Origin of the sequence: Comamonas sp. F1-6 (assembly GCF_039581415.1) — a bacterium.
GTDB classification, from domain to species: Bacteria; Pseudomonadota; Gammaproteobacteria; order Burkholderiales; family Burkholderiaceae_C; genus Comamonas; species Comamonas thiooxydans.
The window spans coordinates 83,429-102,745 of record NZ_JBCPWN010000003.1 but is presented as its reverse complement, the minus strand read 5'-3'; the positions used below and the strand labels follow the sequence as shown (position 1 = coordinate 102,745).

12 protein-coding genes are annotated in these 19,317 nt (G+C 63.3%); 6 read left to right on the top strand and 6 right to left on the bottom strand.

All coding sequences use genetic code 11. The features are described from left to right. Positions 1–32 precede the first annotated feature (32 nt). Positions 33–1,709 carry a thiamine pyrophosphate-binding protein gene (locus AAIL66_RS04350; RefSeq protein ID WP_343496093.1) on the bottom strand — a complete coding sequence of 559 codons (1,677 nt, stop codon included), beginning with the start codon at positions 1,707–1,709 and terminating at the stop codon, positions 33–35. A gap of 447 nt (positions 1,710–2,156) precedes the next feature. Here AAIL66_RS04350 and zigA point away from each other — a divergent pair, with 447 nt between their 5' ends. After that, positions 2,157–3,347 (top strand): zinc metallochaperone GTPase ZigA, encoded by a 1,191-nt coding sequence (gene zigA, locus AAIL66_RS04345; RefSeq protein ID WP_343496092.1) that lies wholly within the window; start codon positions 2,157–2,159, stop codon positions 3,345–3,347. An 18-nt stretch (positions 3,348–3,365) separates the two neighbouring features. Next, complete coding sequence (locus AAIL66_RS04340; RefSeq protein WP_034352184.1) at positions 3,366–3,638, top strand: hypothetical protein; 273 nt, start codon at positions 3,366–3,368, stop codon at positions 3,636–3,638. A gap of 130 nt (positions 3,639–3,768) precedes the next feature. Here AAIL66_RS04340 and AAIL66_RS04335 read toward each other — a convergent pair whose 3' ends face one another. The 4 genes from AAIL66_RS04335 to AAIL66_RS04320 all read right to left on the bottom strand — a co-directional run bounded on the left by AAIL66_RS04335 (position 3,769) and on the right by AAIL66_RS04320 (position 10,753). Then, positions 3,769–5,232 carry an efflux transporter outer membrane subunit gene (locus AAIL66_RS04335; RefSeq protein WP_343496091.1) on the bottom strand — a complete coding sequence of 488 codons (1,464 nt, stop codon included), beginning with the start codon at positions 5,230–5,232 and terminating at the stop codon, positions 3,769–3,771. A gap of 13 nt (positions 5,233–5,245) precedes the next feature. Beyond that, a complete protein-coding gene (locus AAIL66_RS04330) occupies positions 5,246–8,476 on the bottom strand; it encodes an efflux RND transporter permease subunit (RefSeq protein WP_343496090.1) in 3,231 nt (1,076 codons plus the stop codon). A 22-nt stretch (positions 8,477–8,498) separates the two neighbouring features. Then, positions 8,499–9,737 (bottom strand): efflux RND transporter periplasmic adaptor subunit, encoded by a 1,239-nt coding sequence (locus AAIL66_RS04325; RefSeq protein ID WP_034408170.1) that lies wholly within the window; start codon positions 9,735–9,737, stop codon positions 8,499–8,501. A gap of 179 nt (positions 9,738–9,916) precedes the next feature. Continuing rightward, the gene (locus tag AAIL66_RS04320; RefSeq protein ID WP_003066465.1) at positions 9,917–10,753 is read right to left on the bottom strand and encodes an alpha/beta hydrolase; all 837 of its coding nucleotides are present in this window, start codon (positions 10,751–10,753) and stop codon (positions 9,917–9,919) included. Positions 10,754–10,929: 176 nt separating this feature from the next. Here AAIL66_RS04320 and AAIL66_RS04315 point away from each other — a divergent pair, with 176 nt between their 5' ends. Then, positions 10,930–11,856, top strand: coding sequence for a LysR family transcriptional regulator (locus tag AAIL66_RS04315; protein ID WP_034352167.1), 927 nt, complete (start codon positions 10,930–10,932; stop codon positions 11,854–11,856). Positions 11,857–11,886: 30 nt separating this feature from the next. Here the strand turns inward: AAIL66_RS04315 and hrpA are convergent, their stop codons facing one another. Continuing rightward, the gene (hrpA, locus tag AAIL66_RS04310; protein WP_343496089.1) at positions 11,887–15,942 is read right to left on the bottom strand and encodes an ATP-dependent RNA helicase HrpA; all 4,056 of its coding nucleotides are present in this window, start codon (positions 15,940–15,942) and stop codon (positions 11,887–11,889) included. A gap of 175 nt (positions 15,943–16,117) precedes the next feature. Here hrpA and AAIL66_RS04305 point away from each other — a divergent pair, with 175 nt between their 5' ends. The 3 genes from AAIL66_RS04305 to AAIL66_RS04295 all read left to right on the top strand — a co-directional run bounded on the left by AAIL66_RS04305 (position 16,118) and on the right by AAIL66_RS04295 (position 19,256). Then, positions 16,118–17,296 (top strand): metallophosphoesterase, encoded by a 1,179-nt coding sequence (locus AAIL66_RS04305; protein WP_343496088.1) that lies wholly within the window; start codon positions 16,118–16,120, stop codon positions 17,294–17,296. A gap of 467 nt (positions 17,297–17,763) precedes the next feature. Beyond that, positions 17,764–18,588: a zinc ribbon domain-containing protein gene (locus AAIL66_RS04300; protein WP_343496087.1), complete on the top strand. Its 825-nt coding sequence runs from the start codon at positions 17,764–17,766 to the stop codon at positions 18,586–18,588. Positions 18,589–18,593: 5 nt separating this feature from the next. After that, positions 18,594–19,256 carry a hypothetical protein gene (locus AAIL66_RS04295; protein ID WP_343496086.1) on the top strand — a complete coding sequence of 221 codons (663 nt, stop codon included), beginning with the start codon at positions 18,594–18,596 and terminating at the stop codon, positions 19,254–19,256. The last annotated feature ends 61 nt before the right edge of the window (positions 19,257–19,317 follow it).

Below are 19,317 nucleotides of genomic sequence, written 5' to 3'. Positions count from 1 at the left end.
AGTTGTACCCTCGCGGAGGATTGAGTAGCAATTTACTTAAGGCGCATGACAGGAGTGACTTGCTTCGGGTCGGTTACTAACTCAATGAGCGCAAAGCCCTTAGCGGCGCGAGCGCGCGCGAACGCTGCCGGGAATTCTTCCGCCGTGCGCACTTGCTCCGCATGAGCTGCTCCCAAGGAGTTCGCCAATGCGACGTAGTTCGGACCAGCAAGCTGAGTGCCACTAATACGTCCCGGGTAGCGGTTCTCCTGGTGCATACGGATGGTTCCGTACATGCCGTTGTTGACCACAATGGTGATGAGGCGCACGTTGTGTGCGGCAGCAGTCGCCAGCTCCTGCGGATACATCAGGAAGCAGCCGTCGCCCGCTACACAGAGGACTTCACGGTCACGGTAACGAAGCGCTGCAGCAACTGCCGCAGGAACACCATAGCCCATTGCTCCACAGGTCGTTGCGAGTTGGGTTCGGGCGCTACGGTACTTGTAAAACCGATGCAGCCACACAGCGTAGTTCCCTGCCCCATTCGTTACGAGGGTATCGTCAGGAAGCACTTCCGCTGCGTGCTGCATTACTACTCCCAGGTCGACGCCTATTGCCTCGGACACCCTCGTTGGAGGCAGGCTGAAGGCTTCATGGGCGGCACGCGCACGCTTAGTCCAGCCTGCCCATGCAATCTCAGCAGGTGCAGCAACGTTAGCCAGGGCAGAAATTGTTGCCAAGATATCGGCATTTACTCCCACCGAGGGGCGATAAACACGGCCTATCTCTGTGGCGTCGACGTGCACGTGAACAAGATCCTGCTGTGGGACGGGAACTTCGAGAAGCGTATAGCCACCTGTAGCCACGTCTCCCAAGCGAGTTCCCAGAGCAAGTATTACGTCTGCTTTGACAACTGCATCTTTGAGCGCAGGATTCATCCCAAGGCTCATGTGGCCAACATACTGCGGATTACGGTTGTCCAACACATCCTGGCGACGGAATGAACATGCAACAGGGAGACTCCATGCCTTCGCAAATATCGCCAGTTGCGCCGAAGCCTCTTGGCACCAGCCGCTGCCGCCAACAATGACAAGGGGACGCTGTGCATTTGCTAGCTTCTCGCGAATCTTTGCGATGGCGCTACCGGAAGGAACTTTCGGCTCAATGGCAGAGGTCCGAAATGCAAGCTTATCGGTAACATCAACGAGCATGTCCTCAGGAAGCGAAACGACCACTGGACCAGGTCGTCCCGATACTGCGGTGTGAAATGCCCTGGCTACGATTTCAGCCATACGCGATGCATCGGTTACTTCAACAACCCACTTCGCCAGTTTGCCGAACATCGCATAGAAATCGACCTCTTGGAAGGCGTCTCTGCCCACCTGCTCTCGTGCAATCTGACCGACAAACAAAATCATGGGCGTCGAGTCTTGCTGCGCGATATGCACGCCAATACTGGCGTGGGTCGCACCAGGACCGCGTGTAACCATGCATATGCCTGGGCGGCCCGTCATCTTGCCGTCGGCCTCCGCCATATTGGCGGCGCCACCCTCGTGCTTGGCCACAATGAGTTCAATGTCATCAGAAGCATCATGGAGGGCATCAAGCACTTCAAGATAGCTCTCGCCAGGGACACAGAAGACTCGGTCAACGCCATGTTGGCGCAGAGAGTCGACAAGCACACGGCCTGCAGTCTGTTTTGTAGGGGGTGTTGCTGGAGATGTGGACATAAGTTGCGAATCTGAGGATGCGAATCGGGCTCTCGGAGCATTTGCAGTTTATGAATAGCCATGCTTAAGGTACCCAAAATCTCACATGGCAGCTACGTAACTATTTCATTGCTCGTCTGTAGGGGCACTTCCAGTATTGGTCAAAGAGCAACGTCGGCCCCGTACATAGAAATCGACTGAACCTACGGCTCTCATTTCGTTAAGTCGACCATAGCGCTGACTCTTTCGCAACAAGCTGCGACGACGACAATTTCATCGCGCCAATCGGGCCTCTACCGTTTCTCTGGGAGCGCTTAGGGCTCTGCAACACAACGACTGTTTGAGATAGTCGCTTACTGGCAAACCTGGGGCCGAACAACACACCCATGCAACCAATTTACCCAGGAGTGCTCTTCTCAACATAATTGATAACACATTATCATTATCAATTAAACATTGAGGTCCACGATGGCTAACCCGCTTCCAGTGACCGTTCTCTCAGGCTTCCTGGGGGCGGGCAAAACAACCCTTCTGAACCACATACTCAACAACCGCGAAGGCCGCCGTGTTGCAGTCATAGTCAATGACATGTCCGAGGTGAACATCGATGCTGCTCTGGTGCGCGATGGCGGCAGCAAGCTCTCCCGGACCGAGGAGAAGCTGGTTGAAATGAGCAACGGCTGCATCTGCTGCACCTTGCGCGAAGACCTCTTGGTGGAGGTCCGCAGGCTCGCCAAAGAACGGCGCTTCGACCATCTCGTCATCGAATCCACCGGCATTTCGGAGCCACTGCCTGTGGCCGAAACGTTCACCTTCACCGACGAAGCAGGAGCAAGTCTTTCCGATATTGCGGCTCTGGACACCATGGTCACGGTTGTCGATGGCTTCAATTTCCTCAAGGACTATGAATCCAGGGATAGCCTCAAGAGCCGTGGCGAATCGCTTGGACAAGAGGACCAACGGTGTGTTGTCGACTTGCTCATCGAGCAAATTGAGTTTTGCGATGTGCTCGTTCTGAACAAGACCGACCTCATCTCCGACGCCGAGCAATTGCGTCTGCGGGCCATTCTGGCGAGCTTGAACCCTCGCGCCAAAATCGTTGACGCGACCTTCGGCAAGGTCCCTCTCTCGTCCGTGCTTTCAACCAGGCTCTTCAACTTTGAAGAGGCGGCAAAGGCCCCTGGCTGGCTCAAGGAGCTTCGTGGTGAACACAAGCCTGAGACCGATGAATATGGGATTGGCAGCTTTGTCTATCGCTCACGCCGCCCCTTCCACCCCGAGCGCTTTCACAGGCTGGTAGAGACCGAATGGCCCGGAGTCATTCGTTCCAAAGGCTTCTTCTGGCTGGCCAGTCGCCCCGCCAAGGTCGGCGACTGGTCTCAGGCAGGTGCCGTGTGCCGGAACGGCCTCGCTGGTCGATGGTGGGCCACCGTGCCTCAAGAGCACTGGCCAAAGGATTCAGAGGCCATTGCTGCCATCAAGAAGAACTGGGACGAAGAGGTTGGAGACGCACGCCAAGAGTTGGTCGTCATCGGAATTGATATGGACGAACCAACACTCCGACGCATGTTCGACGCATGCCTATTAACAGACCGGGAAATGGCTCTAGGCCCTCGGGCGTGGAGAACTTTCAAGGACCCTTTCCCGACCTGGGCATAAGCAAAGGAGCAAAACAACATGACGAAACATTGCATGCATACCGGTGCCTACCAGGCAATCATTGGCGAGCCTTTCATCGTGACCTTTTGCACAGGCATGAAGCTGCACTTCAAGGAGCCAATCGCATTCGGTGAGTTATCGACAATGGTGATGCCAAGCGCCTCCGAGGCAGCTACGGGCACTTTCAACGGCCTGCACTTGGGCCCAGACGAGCTCATTGTTCACGGGGGTCATGTCCAGTTCGACATCACCCCAGAGACCTGCACTTCAACTCAAGACGGTGTGGCTTAGCGCTAGCCCAGGAAAGCAAGGCGATGGATACGGGAGCGCTATGCCTGAGGTCGGTTGCCTAAAAAGTCGACTCACCACAGGCCGGTCAGGCCTGTCCGCAACCGCTTAATGCAGCAGCACCGGCTCGGCCTCAACCGCTTGCCGCCACAGGCTCTCCGCTGTCCCAGCCGCCGCCCAACGCACGGATCAGCGCCACCGTGGCCGTGTACTGCGCGGTACGCACCTGCAAGGCCTGACGCCGGTTGCGCAGCTCGTTGCGGCGCGCATCGAGCAGCTCCAGCTGGCTCACCAGACCGTTGCGATAGCGCACGTCCGAGAGGTGCGTGGCACGCTCCGAGGATTGCACGGCCTGCCCCAGCACATGGGCCTGGCCCGAGAGCAGGCGCAAGGCACTGAGCTGATCCTCGACCTCCCTAAAGGCCGCGAGCACCTGACCGCGCTGGGCTGCCACGGCGGCCTCCAGGCGCGCACGGGCGCCCTCTTCCTGCGCGGCGCGCTGGCCGCCGTCGAAGATGGGCAGGGACAGCAAGGCGCCTATGCCCCAGGAGCGCGCCGACCACTTGAACAGATCGCCCAGCTCCGGCGAGGCATAGCCGCCATTGCCCGTGAGCGTGATGGCTGGAAACCATGCGGCCTGGGCCACGCCCACGCGCGCCTGGGCCGCCAGCACCGATGCCTGGGCCGCCGACACATCGGGGCGGCGTGCCAGCACCGTGGCGGGCACGCCTGCCGGAATCACGGGCAGTGTTGCCAGCTCCGGCTGCGTAGCCAGCGTGAAGCCAGTGGCGACATCGCCGACCAGCACGGCCAGCGCATGCGTGAGGGCTGCCTGCTGGCGCTCCAGCGCCAGCGTCTCGGCCTCGGTGGCCGAAACCTCGGTCTGCATGCGCGCCACGTCCAGCTCGGCCGCATCGCCGGCCCGGAAGCGCTTCTCGATCAGCGTCAGAGTCTCACGATAGGCCACCAGACTCTGCTCGACCAGTTGGCGCTCGGTCTGCAGCGAACGCAGTTGCAGATAGGTCTGGGCCACATCGGCCTGCACCATCAGGCGCGTGCTCTGCAGCAGGGCCTCACGTGCACTGGCATCCTCGCGCGCAGCATCGCTGGCCCGCGACAGGCGGCCGAACAGATCTGCTTCATAGGAGAAGCTCAGGCCGGCCGTGACCAGGGTTGCGGGCTGCATACCGCTCGCAGTGTTCAGCCCGGCCTGTCGCACGGCGCCGCCCGAGACCCCGATCTGCGGCTGCCGCTGGGCATCGGCCGAGCGCAGCAGCGCGCGGGCTTCGGCCAAACGTGCCGCAGCAGTCTGCACATCGGTATTGGCTTCACCCGCACGCTCCACGAGAGCGCTGAGTTCGGCGTCGGCAAATGCCAGCCACCAGGCCCCGCGCGACTGGGCCTCGGCCGGGGCAGCCTGCGTCCAGCCCGCGGCTGCGGCCTGGGCGCTGAAGCTTGCTGGCACGGCCACGCCGGCATGCTCGGCCACCGTGGGCGGTGCACTGGCGCAACCCGCCAGCACCAGGGCTGCCGTCAGCGCGCTCAGGGACGGCATCAGGGATCGAATGCCTTGCATCGTTTTCATATCGGAATCCATGGTTGATTGGGGCTTATTCGTCATGGCCGCGTGGCGCAGCAGGCATGGGCAGGGCCGAGGCGCCGTGACCCGGCTCGCTGATCGGCGCCACATGACTGCCATGCTGCTGCAGCGGACGGTTGCCGGCCAGGCGGCGCAGCACCACATAGAACACTGGCGTGAGGAACAGGCCAAAGGCCGTCACACCGATCATGCCGGCGAACACCGCCACGCCCATGGCGCTGCGCATCTCGGCTCCAGCGCCCGTGGACAGCACCAGTGGCAGCACGCCCATGACAAAGGCCAGCGAGGTCATGAGGATGGGACGCAGACGCAGGCGGCTGGCCTCGATGGCGGCTTGCACGGGCGTGCGGCCGGCAAATTCCAGCTCGCGGGCAAACTCCACGATCAGGATGGCGTTCTTGGCCGACAACCCCACAAGCACGATGAGCCCGATCTGCGTGAACACATTGTTGTCGCCACCGCTCAGCCACACGCCCGTCATGGCAGCCAGCAGGCCCATGGGCACGATGAGGATGATGGCAATCGGCAGGGTCAGGCTTTCGTACTGCGCCGCCAGCACCAGAAAGACAAGCAGGATGGCGATGGGGAACACCAGCACGGCGGAATTGCCGGCCAGGATTTCCTGGTAGGTCAGTTCGGTCCACTCGAAGCCTATGCCGGGCGGCAGGGTTTCGGCGGCAATGCGCTCCACGGCGGCCTGGGCCTGGCCCGAGGAGAAGCCGGGCGCAGGACCGCCATTCACGTCGGCGGCCAGAAAGCCGTTGTAGCGCATGGCGCGTTCGGGCCCGAAGCTGGGTTCGAGCTTCATCAGCGCCGACAGCGGCACCATCTCGCCTGTGGTGGAACGCACCTTGAGCAGGCCCACGTCTTCGGCGCGCGCCCGGTAGGCTGCGTCAGCCTGCACGCGCACGCTGTAGGTGCGGCCGAACTGGTTGAAGTCGTTGGCATACAGGCTACCCAGGTAGATCTGCAGCGTCTCGAAGATATCCGTCACCGGCACGCCGAGCTGGCGCGCCTTGGTGCGGTCGATGGCGGCATAGAGCTGGGGCACGTTGACCTGCCAGCTGGTGAACAGGCCGGCCAGCTCTGGCGTCTGATAGGCCTTGGCCATGAAGGCCTTCACGGCCGCGTCCATGGCGTCGTAGCCCAGCGAGGCTCGGTCCTCGATCTGCAGCTTGAAGCCGCCGGTCGTTCCGAGGCCGGCCACGGGCGGTGGCGGGAACATGGCGATAAAGGCTTCCTGGATGCTGCCAAAGGCCTGGTTGAGCTGGCCCGCCACGGCGCCGCCGCTCTGGTCGGCATGCGTGCGCTCGGCAAAAGGCTTGAGCGTGACAAAGACGATGCCCGAGTTGGAGCTGTTGGTGAAGCCGTTGATGGACAGGCCTGGGAAGGCTATGGCGTCTTCCACATTGGGATTTTTCTTGACGATCTCGCCCATGCGGCGGATCACGTCTTCGGTACGGTCCAGCGTGGCACCATCGGGAAGCTGGGCAAAGCCGACCAGATACTGCTTGTCCTGGGCCGGCACAAAACCGCCGGGCACCAGCTTGAACAGCCCCCAGGTCGCGCCCACCAGCACGGCGTAGATCACCAGCATCAGCGCCTTGCGGCCGATGACGCGCTGCACGCCGCCGCTATAGGCCTCAGAGCCGCGGCGGAACAAGGCGTTGAAGCGGCGGAAGAAGCCGCCCAGCACGCGTTCCATCCCGCGCGTCAGCGCGTCCTTGGGAGCATCGTGGCCGCGCAACAGCAGCGCGGAAAGCGCAGGCGACAGAGTCAGCGAGTTGATGGCCGAGATCACCGTCGATATGGCGATGGTCACCGCGAACTGGCGATAGAACTGGCCCGTGAGGCCGCTGATGAAGGCCAGCGGCACAAACACGGCCACCAGCACCAGGGCGATGGCGATGATGGGCCCGCTGACCTCCTGCATGGCGCGGTAGGTGGCCTGGCGCGGCGACAGACCGGCCTCGATGTTGCGCTCCACGTTCTCCACCACCACGATGGCGTCGTCCACCACGATGCCGATGGCCAGCACCAGGCCGAACAGGCTCAGGGCATTGATGGAAAAGCCCAGCAGGTGCAGCACGGCGAAGGTACCCACCACAGACACCGGCACGGCCAGCAGCGGAATGATGGAGGCGCGCCAGGTCTGCAGGAACAGGATCACCACCACCACCACCAGAGCCACGGCTTCCAGCAGGGTCTGAATCACGGACTTGATCGAAGCCCGCACGAACTGGGTGGGGTCGTAGGCGATGCGGAACTCCACACCTTCAGGCATGTGCTTTTGCAGTTCGGCCATGGTCGAGCGCACATTGGCCGAGATCTCCAGGGCATTCGAGCCCGGAGCCTGGAACACGCCCATGCCCACGGCGGGGTCGTTGTTGAGCAGGGAGCGCAGCGAATAATCGGCCGCGCCCAGCTCCAGCCTCGCCACGTCGCGCAAGCGCGTCACGGCGCCGTCGGAGCCTGTCTTGACGATGATGTTGCCGAACTCTTCCTCGGTCTGCAAGCGGCCTTGCGCATTGATGGACAGCTGCATGTCAACGCCGGGCAGGCCGGGCGAAGCGCCGACCACTCCGGCCGCGGCCTGCACGTTCTGGCCGCGGATGGCTGCCACCACATCGGCGGCAGAGAGACCGCGCTGCGCCACCTTCTGCGGGTCCAGCCAGGCGCGCATGGAATAGTCGCCGCCGCCGAAGATCTGCACCTGGCCCACACCCTGGATGCGTGCCAGACGGTCCTTCACATTGAGCACGGCATAGTTGCGCAGATAGTCGATGTCATAGCGGCCGTTGGGCGAGACCATGTGCACGACCATGGTCAGGTCGGGCGCGCTCTTGACCGTGGTGATGCCCAGGCGGCGTACTTCCTCGGGCAGGCGCGGCTCGGCCTGGGAGACGCGGTTCTGCACCAGCTGCTGAGCCTTGTCGGGGTCGGTACCCAGGGCGAAGGTCACGGTCAGCGTCATCACGCCGTCGGTCGTGGCCTGGCTGCCCATATAGAGCATGCCTTCCACGCCATTGATGGATTCCTCCAGCGGCGTGGCCACGGTTTCGGCAATCACCTTGGGGTTGGCGCCCGGGTACTGAGCGCGCACCACCACCGAGGGGGGAGCGACCTCGGGGTATTCCGAGATCGGCAGCGTTCGCATGGCGATCAGGCCTGCGAGAAAAATAAGCACCGACAGCACACCCGCAAAGATCGGGCGGTCGATGAAAAATCGGGAAAGGTTCATGGTGTCGGAGGATTAAGGGTTCTCAGACCGTGGGTTGCTTGGCGGCGCCGCGGCCATCGGCCAGCTCGGCCTTGGCATCCATGGGCACGTCCTGGGGCGCGACCACCACGCCGGGGCGCACACGCTGCAGTCCGTTGACGACGATGCGCTCGCCGGCCTTGAGGCCCGAAGTGACCACGCGCAGGCCGTCCACCGGTGCGCCCAGTTGCACCTCTCGGTACTCGGCCTTGTTGTCCGCGCCAATCACCAGCACGAATTTCTTGCTCTGGTCCGTGCCCACGGCGCGCTCGTTGATAAGCACGGCCTGGGTGGTCTGGGGCTGGCCCATGCGGATGCGCGCGAACTGGCCGGCCATGAGCGTGCCGTCCACATTGCCGAACACGGCCCGCACGCGCACCGTGCCGCTCTTGGCATCGACTTGGTTGTCTATGAGCTGCAGATGACCGGCATAGGGCGTGCCGCCGCTGGTGCCCACCCCCATCTGAACGGGAATGGTTTCAATCAGCGCACGCGTGCTGCGTCCCTGGCTTGCGCTCTGCAGACCCTGCAGCGCCTGGGCCACGATCTGCTCGTCCGCGTCAAAGCTGGCGTACATGGGGTCCACCGATACCAGGGTGGTCAGCACCGGAGCACCGGCTCCCGAGCTCACGAGATTGCCCACCGTGACCTCGATGCGGCCCACGCGTCCGCTCACCGGCGCCTTGACCTGGGTGTAGCCCAGGTTCAGCTTGGCGGTCTGCAGCGCAGCCTGCGCGGCGCGCAGATTCGCATCGGCCTCGCGCCGGGCATTCACGCGCTCGTCGTATTCCTTTTGCGCGATCGCCCGCTCATCCCACAGACGCGTGGCGCGCTCGGACTCGCTCTGGGTATAGGCCATGCGCGCCTTGGCGGCAACGACCTGGGCTTCGGCGCGATCGACTTCTGCCACATAGGGCGCAGGGTCCACGGTGAACAGCAGATCACCGGCCCTGACCAGCGCGCCTTCCTTGAAATGCACGGCCTGCACCGCTCCCGAGACGCGCGGCTGCACATCCACGCGCTGCACGGCTTCGAGGCGGCCGGAGAATTCATTCCACAGCGTCACGTCCTGCTGCAGGACCTGGGCTGCCGAAACCGGCACGGCCGGCGCGGCGGCTTGCGCAGCGGGCGCTTCGGCATGCGATGACAGGCCCAGCATGGCGGCAGTCGTGGCGATCACGGCAGCGGCGACGCCGGCGGCGGCCCACCGGCGGCGGTTGGAGAGTTTGGAGTGCTCGTTCATGGCAATGTCTTTGTTCAAGGGTTGAAAGCGGTAGCGGCTCTTTCGGCGGCAGGCAAGACTCATCCCTTCCGGCGCTCAGGCCAGGAATCGAATGAGAAAGAGAAGAAAAAGGCGCAGCCGTGCTGCGTCCGGCCCGCGGGGCCGGATCAGGTCAGCTGTCTCAGCAGGGCAAAATCAGCTCAGAGCCGACATCGGGTGGTTTCGAAAAACTGGCGTAGCTGCTCCTGCAGCTGCGCGGCGCAAGGGCAGGACTCGGGCGGCTGCTCCAGCAGCGCCTGCGGCCATTGCCCGGCTTCGGCAAACACATGGCGATGCACGCTCAGGCCGGCAGCTTCCAGGCGCGCGCCATAGTTCAGTGCCTCGTCACGCATGGGGTCGGCCTCGCCGACCAGAATCAGCGTCGGCGGCAGTCCCGCGAGACGGCGGGCTCGCGCCGGCACCGCATAGGGGTGCTCCGCATCATGCGGCTCGCCCAGGTACTGGCACCAGCCCGAAGCCCATTTGCATTCGACGGACTCGCCCTGAGCGGCACGCTGCGAAGGCGTGGCCGAGCAGGGGTCCAGCATGGGAGAGATCAGAATCTGCCCGGCCAGCGGCGGCTGCTGCTGATCGCGCGCCATCATGCAGACGCCTGCCGCCAGATTGGCTCCGGCCTCTTCACCGGCCAGATAGAGCGGAGCGCCCTTTCCGGCCAGCTTGCTGCGTTGCTTGTAGGCCCACAGCAGCACCTCGTAGCCCAACTCCAGCGGACGCGGAAACGGATGCTCGGGTGCCAGCGGATAGGCCAGCGACACCACGCAGGCCCCGGCCGCCGCCAGCGAGCTGCCGACGGTGCAGCCGTTGTCCAGATCGCCGGCCACAAAGGCGCCGCCATGGAAATGCAGCACCAGCGGGACGACTTCGCCGCGCCGCTTGCCGCCGTATATGCGCACATCGGCCTGCACACCGTCGGCCACGGAGATCGTGGTGTCGGTATGAGGAATCGGCTGCGATGCGGTGGCTTTGGTGTTTGACATGGATTTTCCGGACAGGACCGGGTGATGGAACAGAAATGTAGCAACAGCAAGTGACGGTATAAACCCCGCAAACGCGGCCACACTGTTTCCAATTCTCGAACAATGACGGTGTGAGCTGTGTGTGAGAATCCCGCATCCTCGGCGAGTCCGGGTTTTCGCGAGGACAAGGAGATCCCATGGATCAGATACAGGCCATGCGTATTTTCGCGCGGGTCGTGGAAGCCGGCACTTTCACGCGTGCAGCCGATTCGCTGCAAATGCCAAAAGCCAGTGTGACCAAGAACGTTCAGGCGCTGGAAGAGCGCCTGCGCGTGAAGCTGCTCAACCGTACCACGCGCCGTGTCACCGTGACCGCCGATGGTGCGGCCTATTACGACCGCGCCGTGCGCCTGCTCGCCGACTTCGACGATCTCGAGGCCAGCGTCAGCCAGGCCCGCACCACGCCGCGCGGGCGCCTGCGCGTGGATGTGGGAACCACCGTGGCGCGGCTACTCATCATTCCCCATCTGAGCGAGTTCCAGTCTCGCTATCCCGAAATACAGATCGATCTGGGCGTGAGCGACCGCACCGTGGACCTGATCAGCGACAACGTGGACTGCGTAATCCGCGGCGGCGAGCTGGCCGACCAGTCCCTGGTGGCGCGCCGAATCGGCAATCTGGAATTCATCACCGTTGCCGCACCCGAATATCTGCAGCGCCACGGCGTGCCACAGCATCCGCGCGACCTGGAGTCCGGCCATCGCAACGTGATCTATTTCTCCCCGGTCTCGGCGCGGCGCTATCCGCTGGAGTTCCACAAGGGCGGCGAAGTGATAGAGATCGCCAGTCCCGCCCACCTGGGCATCAACGAAGGCAATGCCTATATCAGCGCCATCCTCGCTGGCCAGGGCATAGGGCAGCTCAGCCGCTTCCAGATTCACAAGTACCTGGAAAACGGCCAGCTGCAGCGGGTGCTAGAGGACTGGAAACACCCTCTGCTGCCGATCTATGTGGTCTATCCGCCAAACTCCCACCTCAGCGCCAAGGTGCGCGCCTTTGTGGACTGGGTGGTGGAGCTGTTTTCGCGCAATCCGCTGCTGCAGGGCGAAAGCCGGCCCGCCTAGTCAGGCAGAGCCCCATTCGTCAGGCCGGCATCACTGCTGCAGCTGCGCCCAGACCTTGTCCAGCCGCTTGGCACTGACCGGATACGGCGTGCGCAGCTCCTGGGCAAAAAAGCTCACGCGAAGCTCCTCCAGCATCCAGCGGTACTCCTGCATGCGGGCATCGATCTGCCCCTTGCGCTCGGCCACCAGCCGCCAGTAGCGCTGCTCCAGCGGCAGCAGCTCCTTGAGCTTGGCGGCATCGCGCGCCGGGTCGGCCCGGTACTTGTCCAGACGCGAGGTAATGGCCTTGAGGTAGCGCGCGTAATGGCCGAGCTGCGCCCAGGGGGCCACGGCGATGAAGTTCTTGGGCATCAGCTTTTGCAGCTGTTCGCTCGCGTCCTTGGTGGCCTCGGGCGCGTTCTTCGTGTCCTTGATCTTGCGCGCGGCGGCCGCATACTCGGCAAGGATGACGGTCGACATGCGAGCCACTTCGTTGGCAATCAGCGTCAGGCGCCCACGGCCGTCCTGAACGCGCTGCTTGAAGTCGGCCTCGTTGCTCGGCAACGGCTCCTGCAAAAAGGCACGGTCTATGGCCACGTCTATGATCTGTCCGCGCAACTCTTCCTGCGTGCCCAGCGGCATATAGGCCACGGCCATCTTCTGCAGATCGGGAATATTCTTTTCCAGATACTTGAGCGCATCGCGAATCTGCAGCGCGAACAGCCGGCGCAGGCCCACACGGTGCTTTGCGGCGGCGGCTTCGGGTTCGTCAAAGACTTCGATGCCGACGGCGTCGCCATGATCGATCAGGGCCGGAAAGCCGATCAGCGTGGTGCCGCCCTTCTTGATCTCCATGAGCTCGGGCAGCTCGCCAAAGCTCCAGTCCTTGTAGCGCGCATCATGCGACTGGGCCGGCTTGCCCGCCGCAGCCTTATCATTTTTAGGAGCTTCTTGCGCCTTATCCTTCTCATTTTCAGATACTTTCGACTCTGAAATGCTTGTATCACTTGCGCTAGCAGCTACCTTTAATGAAGCAAGCGCCTGAAAAGCGCCGCGAGCCTTGGCGCCCCACTCGGCCTTGAGCGCCCCCAGATTGCGGCCCTGGCCCAGCTGTCGGCCATGCTCGTCGGTGATGCGGAAGTTCATGAACAGATGCGGGCTCAGCATGTCCAGCTTGAAGTCTGCGCGCTTCACATCCAGCGAAGTCTCGTCGCGAACCTGCTTGAGCAAGGCGTCGATCAGCCCCCCTTGGGCCCAGCGCTCGCTCTCGGTGAACAGCTCGGCCAGCCGCGCAGTGCTCTCGGGCAGCGGCACGAAACGGCTGCGCGGGCGCTGGGGCAGGCTCTTCAAGAGCGCCTGGATCTTGTCCTTGAGCATGCCCGGCACCAGCCACTCGGCGCGCTCCTCCGACACCTGGTTGAGCACGAACAGCGGCACGGTGACCGTGATGCCGTCGCGCGCGTCGCCGGGGCTGTGCAGATAGCTGGCGCTGCAATCGGCACCGCCCAGCTTCACGGTCTTGGGAAATTTGTCCGTGGTGATGCCGGCGGCCTCGTGCCGCATCAGCTCGTCCTTGGACAGGCGCAGCAGCTCGGGCTGGTTCCTGCTCTCGGCGCGGAACCACTTGTCGAAGCTCGCGCCGCTGTACACATCCTTGGGCAGATGCTGGTCGTAGAAGGCAAAGATCAGCTCGTCGTCGACCAGCACGTCCTGGCGACGGCTCTTGTGCTCCAGCTCCTCGACCTTGCGCATGAGCTTGAGGTTGGCGGGCAGGAAATGCCACTTCGTTTCCCACTCGCCCTCCACCAGCGCCTGGCGGATGAAGAGATTGCGCGCCTCGTACGGATCGACGCGGCCGTAGCTCACGCGGCGGCCGTTGTAGACCACCAGACCGTAGAGCGTGGCGCGCTCCAGCGCCACCACATCGGCCTGCTTCTTGCTCCAGTGCGGGTCCAGCAGCTGCTTCTTGAGCAGATGGCCGCCCACCTCCTCCAGCCACTGCGGCTCTATGGCCGCAATGCCGCGGCCGTAGAGCCGCGAGGTCTCGACCTGCTCGGCCGCCACGATCCAGCGACCGGGCTTCTTGCTCAGGTGAGCGCCGGGATGCGGGTGGAACTTGATGCCGTGCGCGCCCAGATAGCTCTCGCTTTCCTCTGCACGATAGCCAATATTGCCGAGCAGCCCCGACAGCATGGACAGGTGCACGGCCTCATAGCCCGCCGCCTCGTTGTTGAGCAGCCATTTCTGCTCCTTGACCACGGTCAGCAGCTGAGAGTGGATGTCGCGCCACTCACGCACGCGGCGGATATTGATGAAGTTCTGGCGCAGCAACTGCTCCCACTGGCGGTTGCTGATCTTGTGCGTGGCCTCGTCGGCATGTTGGGCCTGATCGGCAGGGTTGAACAGCGCCAGCCGCTCCTCCACCGTGCCTTCGATCTGCGCGCCGCTGGCACGCTGGCTGACGGGCAGGAAGGCCTGGTTGCGCGCATTCGGCTTGGCCGCAGGCGCGTGCTGGGCCGCCATCTCCTTGCGGCTCTTGGCCACGACCTTGCCGCCGCGCGCATCCGACAGCCACTTCCACAGGCGCAGATAGCCGCTGAATTCGCTTTTCTCCTCGTCGAACTTGGCATGTGCCTGGTCGGCCTGCTGCTGCGCTTCCATGGGCCGGTCGCGCACGTCCTGCACGCTGAGGGCCGAGGCAATGATCAGCACCTCGGCCAGGGCGCGGCGCTCGCGCGCTTCCAGAATCATGCGGCCCACGCGCGGGTCCAGCGGCAGGCGCGACAGCTCCTTGCCCATGGGCAGCAGATGGCCGTGATCGTCCACCGCGCCCAGCTCGGCCAGCAGTTGATAGCCGTCGGCAATGGCGCGGCCCGAAGGCGCTTCGAGGAAGGGGAAATGCACCACATCGCCCAGCCCCAGCGACTTCATGCGCAGGATCACGCCGGCCAGCGAGGAACGCAGGATTTCGGGGTCGGTGAAGCGGTCGCGGCTGACAAAGCTCTCTTCGTCGTACAGGCGAATGCAGATGCCGTTGGCCACACGGCCGCAACGGCCCGCGCGCTGGTTGGCTGCGGCCTGCGAGATCGGCTCGACCAGCAACTGCTCCACCTTGCTGCGGAAGGAGTAGCGCTTCACGCGCGCCGTACCGGCGTCAATCACATAGCGTATGCCCGGCACCGTGAGCGAGGTTTCGGCCACATTGGTGGCCAGAACGATGCGTCGGCCCGTATGGCCGTCAAAAATCCGGTCCTGCTCGGCCTGGGACAGGCGCGAGAACAGCGGCAGCACCTCGGCGCTGCGCAGCGTGGGCGAGTGCTGCAAATGCTTGCGCAGATGGTCGGCAGCTTCGCGAATCTCGCGCTCGCCCGGCAGGAAGATCAGGATATCGCCGCCCTTGCCGCCGGCCCAGAGTTCATCCACGCCATCGGCGATGGCGTCGTTCAGGTCCTTGTCCTTTTCACCCTCGAACGGGCGATAGCGCATCTCCACCGGATAGGTGCGGCCCGAAACCATGATCACGGGCGCAGGACCGCTCTTCGATTCGAAGTGCTTGGCAAAGCGGTCCGCATCGATGGTTGCCGAGGTCACCACCACCTTGAGATCGGGGCGCTTGGGCAGGATCTGCTTGAGATAGCCGAGCAGAAAGTCGATGTTCAGGCTGCGCTCGTGCGCCTCGTCGATGATCAACGTGTCGTAGGCCTTGAGCAGCGGATCGGTCTGGGTCTCGGCCAGCAAGATGCCGTCTGTCATCAGCTTGACGGAGGCGTTCTTCTGCAGCGTGTCCTGAAAACGCACCTTGTAGCCCACCACTTCGCCCAGCGGCGTGTTCAGCTCCTCGGCAATGCGCTTGGCCACCGAGCTGGCGGCAATGCGGCGCGGCTGGGTGTGGCCGATCAGATGGCCGCGCACCTGGCCGTTGGCATCGGGCGCGGCATTGAGCCTGCCCCGGCCCAGCGCCAGAGCGATCTTGGGCAGCTGCGTGGTCTTGCCCGAACCGGTCTCGCCGCAGACGATGATGACCTGATGGCGATCCATGGCCTCCATGATTTCCTGGCGACGGCTGGATACGGGGAGCGACTCGGGAAAGTTGATCTTCAAAGACATAAGGGCTGGGATTATCCCCGTCCTTGGCCGGTCTTGCGCAGTGATGACAAAAGCAGCCGTGCCGCGCCATTTTCAACGCCCTGCGTTGTACCAGCGATAGCGGCTGCAGCAGCGTTCATCGCGGGGACGCCAACGCTTGCTATGCTCGCGGCAATTTTCGGTTTCCCTCCTGCCCATGGTTTCGACTGCTGCTTTCGTCATCCCTCTTCTGGCACTCTGGCTCTGGTGGCCTGTCTCCAGCCTCAACGGTACCTCTCGCCTTGCCCGCCTGCTGGCCGCGCTGATCACGGCCTTGCTGGGCATTGCGCCGGCCTTGCTGCTCAAGGCCGTGCAGACGAATGCCCTGCCCTACGCCGTGGTGGCGCGCCTGCAGGTTCCCGGCGGCTGGATTCTGGCCATGCTGCTGATGCTGGCGCTGTTCGTGCTGCTGCGCGATCTGCTGTGGCTGATCGCCCGACTCATGGGGCGAACCAGCCTGGCGCAGCTGCTGCACCTTCCCGCACTCACCGCAGCCGCCGTGGTGGCGACCGGCTGCCTGAGCGCCATCGGTGTCTTCAACGCCCTGCAACCGCCCAGGGTGCATGAGCAGCAGATCGCGGTCAGAAACCTGCCCACCGCCCTGCAGGGCCTGCGCATTGCCGTGCTGGCCGATATCCACGCCAGCCCGGTCAATGATGCAAGCTATGTGCAGACCATCGTGCAGCGCACCCTGGCCACCACGCCCGACCTGATCGTGCTGCCCGGCGACATGGTGGACGGCGATGTCGCCACCAGCCGCGCCCATGTGGCGCCGCTGGCCGCCTTGAGCGCGCGCTACGGCGTCTGGGCGGCGCCGGGCAACCACGAGTACTACAGCGGCTACAACGCCTGGATGGCCGAGTTCCGCCGCCTGGGCCTGAATCTGCTGGAAAACCGCATGCAGCTGCTGAACATCAAGGGCAGCAAGCTGGCCCTGTCCGGCATCGGCGACCCGGTGTTCGGCCGGACCTCGCCCAACAACGCCGACCCCGAGGTCGCAGAAGGTGTCCCCCCCGATGTGGATGCGGTTGCCGCCCAGGCCCGCAAGGCCGGCGCACAGTTTCATATCCTGCTCGCACACCAGCCCAAATTCGCGCGCGACAACGCGGACAAGGGCGTGAACCTGCAGATATCGGGCCATACCCACGGCGGACTGATCCTGGGCATGGACCGCTGGCTGGTGGTTCCCGTCAACAACGGTTTTGTGCGCGGCGAATATGACGTCGGCAATATGAAGCTGCTGGTCAGCAGCGGAGCAGGCCTGTGGGCCGGTTTTGCCGTACGCCTTGGCGTGGCGCCGCGAATCGAGCTGCTGACGCTGGTTGCGCAGCAGTGATTACCGGCCTTGCTGACTCCCGGGGTTCAGCAAGGCCTGTATTTCGTTGAAATCTTTACAGCGCAAAACACTCTCAACCATTTGAAGCATTTGCAAAAATCAAACAGATTTCGAGATCCGAGCTTTTCCCGGCAATCCCGGCTTCCATAAAGCACCTGATTTACTGCCTTCTTTTCAAATCAGTCACTTACGCCATAAGTCCCTTGAAACTCCGCGCAGCTTCATTAATCCAAACCCCATTCATGGATCGCCATGTCTGACAAAAAGCTGTCAAAACCGAACGTGCTTACATTCCCGTAAAGCGATCCGACAGGCTGCGGCAAATGCGCCGCTAAGATACAAATCATTTTTCAGGGTCCGTACCGGTTCATGCCAATGCGCAAAAACCGGCCCATATTCCACGCATTGCCAAGGCAGCAATGCCGCCGAACGGCCATTCCCGCGGACTCTTTTCTCGATTGCAGACCATGAATTGTTCCCAATGCGGCAATCCGCTCTCTCCGAATGCCAAGTTCTGCAAGAACTGCGGCGCCAGACAAGCACCGGAAGCGGCAATCACTGCTGTTGAAAAAATCTGCAGCCAATGCCAGGCTGTCTGCAAACCCGAGGCCCGCTTCTGCACACGATGCGGCCTGGTGTTCGAGCGCCCCGGCGATAGCCATGCCGCAGTGGCAACTGCGCCGCACATGCCTTCAGGTGCCTCGCAGACCATTGACAACGCAAGCCTGGCCCCTCCCCTGATCGAGCCCATGGATACACCCGCGCCAAGGCCACCACAGCCGGAGCCTGCCGCAAGCTTTGCGCAGCGCAATGACCGCACGCCGGCCTTTCCCCAGGAACCGGTGCGCGGCAGCAATGCCTGGATCAAATGGGTGGCGCTGGCACTGCTGGTCGCAGCCATTGCGGGTGGTGTGATGATGGCAAGCAATATGAAGGGCCTGACCAGCTCGGGCAATAGCGCATCCAGTTCGTCCCAAGCCGGCAAGGATGGTATTTCGCCCGAAGACAAGGCCAAGGCCGACGCCCTGGTCGGCCCGCTGGGCGGCAGTACCGCAGCGCAAACGACACCTGCCGAAAATGCCCCGATTGCCGGCGCCGTTGACAACGCGCCCGCCACTGCAGTCACCCCCGCAGCGACGACAGCAAACACTGCCAGCGACGCACCCGCGCCTGCGGCCAGCCCGGAGCCGTCCTCAGCCCCGGCATCTGGCAAACCGCCCGTGCCGGCCCCTGCAAGAACACCTCCAGTCAAGAAGAATGCCGCGCCATCCCTGGATGACCTGCTGGATTGAAAGCCATGAAAAAACTCAAACTCACTGTGCTCGCCTGCGCCGCAACCCTGCTCGGCGGCTGCGCCAGCTTGCAAGATGCCTCCACATCGCTGAGCTGCATGCTCTCGCGCGTCACCAATTCCGCAGACCCCAGCTGCGGCCCTGGCGGCGGCACGCCCGCAACCGCTGTTTCGGGCGGGCAGAACGAGCGCTTTGCCCGTTTGCAGGCCGCTCTGGATCAGGAGACGCAGCATGCGCAGAGCATGCAGGCCCAGGCCGTGCAAGCCATGCAGAAGCTGCCGACCAAACAACGCGCAGTGGCAGGGCCGGTACAGACCAGGACCGTCAGCATTGCCGATGGGCAGTCGGGACAGACACACCAGATGCGCAGTTTCTCAGCACTGACCGTGGAGATGCCGCTGGCCGCCAAAGGTCGCAAGGAATATACCCAGGCCATGAATGTGCTCAAGGAACTGGCCAATGAACTGGCCGACAACCGCGGCTCGTCGAGCATCGTTGTCGATCAGTCCGACGAGGATGTCAGGGCAGGGCGTGTGAATACCGCCACTGGCACAACCCAGTCCAAAGGCGGCAAACCCGTGACTGTCATCAAGAAGATCGATACTGGTCTGCCCGCCGGTGTGGAGCGCTACACCATCGAAGCCGGCGAGATCCGCGGCAAGCTTTGACCCCTGGCCAGCCAGCGGCTCATCGCGCCACACCAGCCAGCCTCAACCACCAGACAGGACG

Bases quoted from the DNA above. Each gene is read 5' to 3' on its own strand.
- AAIL66_RS04350 (WP_343496093.1), bottom strand. From the start codon at position 1,709: ATGTCCACATCTCCAGCAACACCCCCTACAAAACAGACTGCAGGCCGT.
- zigA (WP_343496092.1), top strand. From the start codon at position 2,157: ATGGCTAACCCGCTTCCAGTGACCGTTCTCTCAGGCTTCCTGGGGGCG.
- AAIL66_RS04340 (WP_034352184.1), top strand. From the start codon at position 3,366: ATGACGAAACATTGCATGCATACCGGTGCCTACCAGGCAATCATTGGC.
- AAIL66_RS04335 (WP_343496091.1), bottom strand. From the start codon at position 5,232: ATGGATTCCGATATGAAAACGATGCAAGGCATTCGATCCCTGATGCCG.
- AAIL66_RS04330 (WP_343496090.1), bottom strand. From the start codon at position 8,476: ATGAACCTTTCCCGATTTTTCATCGACCGCCCGATCTTTGCGGGTGTG.
- AAIL66_RS04325 (WP_034408170.1), bottom strand. From the start codon at position 9,737: ATGAACGAGCACTCCAAACTCTCCAACCGCCGCCGGTGGGCCGCCGCC.
- AAIL66_RS04320 (WP_003066465.1), bottom strand. From the start codon at position 10,753: ATGTCAAACACCAAAGCCACCGCATCGCAGCCGATTCCTCATACCGAC.
- AAIL66_RS04315 (WP_034352167.1), top strand. From the start codon at position 10,930: ATGGATCAGATACAGGCCATGCGTATTTTCGCGCGGGTCGTGGAAGCC.
- hrpA (WP_343496089.1), bottom strand. From the start codon at position 15,942: ATGTCTTTGAAGATCAACTTTCCCGAGTCGCTCCCCGTATCCAGCCGT.
- AAIL66_RS04305 (WP_343496088.1), top strand. From the start codon at position 16,118: ATGGTTTCGACTGCTGCTTTCGTCATCCCTCTTCTGGCACTCTGGCTC.
- AAIL66_RS04300 (WP_343496087.1), top strand. From the start codon at position 17,764: ATGAATTGTTCCCAATGCGGCAATCCGCTCTCTCCGAATGCCAAGTTC.
- AAIL66_RS04295 (WP_343496086.1), top strand. From the start codon at position 18,594: ATGAAAAAACTCAAACTCACTGTGCTCGCCTGCGCCGCAACCCTGCTC.